Consider the following 942-nt stretch of genomic DNA (forward strand, 5'->3'; position numbering starts at 1 on the left):
AGGGCATGGCCGCCCTTGCCACCCCAATGATCGAGGAGGCACAGCCGCTACAGATTACACCCAAGGCCGCCTGAAAATGCAGCCCAGTGGCCACACCCGATTTTACACCACATTGACGGACGCGACCGGAAGACAAGAGCTCCATGCCCACGCCCGGGCAGCCGGCTGTCACAGTCGAGCTTTCCCACGGCGCCCGGGTGAACATCTACAATTCGGCGTCGCCGACCATGGCAGCGGCTGTCATCAAGGTCTTGGCCCGATGATCCCGATCCCGAGCGGCGTGAGGGTGTGGCTTGCGCTGGGGCATACGGACATGCGGCGGGGAATGCGGTCGCTGGCCCTGCAGGTCCAGCAAACCCTGCACAAGGACGTTCATGCCGGCGATCTGTATGTCTTCAGAGGGCGAAGCGGGTCTCTATGCAAGATCTTGTGGCATGACGGCCTCGGGATGTCCTTATATGCAAAACGCTTGGAAAGAGGGCGTTTTGTCTGGCCATCAGCAAAGGATGGGACGATCGCGATCTCAGCTTCCGCGATGGCGTGCCTGCTTGAAGGCGTAGATTGGCGCAACCCGCAGGAGACCTGGCGCCCGGCGCAGGTCGGGTGATTCCCGCTCCCGCCAAAAGAGGGAAAACCGGCACAAGAGTGCGGGAATTGCTGGGTTTTTGAGGACGTTGCGGGTATAATGCAGCATGGTCCCCGACGAGCTTTTGCAGCTTCGCGCTGAGCTTGCCATCGTGCGTGAGCAGGCCGATCAGGCTCGGGACAAGGCGCTGGTAGCCGAGGCCGAGGTCGCCAAAGTCTGGGCGATCAATGCTGTCAAACGGCGCGCAAACGGGACCCCGTATCGGCGTCGAAGAGGGACCCCCTTTTCGAGATTAGGCGGACGGTTGTGGGGAGCGCCCTGCGCTGGGTGCGGTGGAGGTCGGGCGTAGCCCGGCC

The 942-nt window shown here is 62.5% G+C and carries 1 protein-coding gene; it reads left to right on the plus strand.

The features are described from left to right. A partial coding sequence (gene tnpB / locus ACFQ24_RS03845) for an IS66 family insertion sequence element accessory protein TnpB (RefSeq protein ID WP_380909129.1) occupies positions 1-607 on the plus strand: 607 nt, incomplete at its 5' end. Between the last annotated feature and the right edge of the window lie 335 nt (positions 608-942).

Source organism: Sphingobium olei (assembly GCF_042678845.1).
In the GTDB taxonomy this organism is placed as follows: Bacteria; Pseudomonadota; Alphaproteobacteria; order Sphingomonadales; family Sphingomonadaceae; genus Sphingobium; species Sphingobium olei.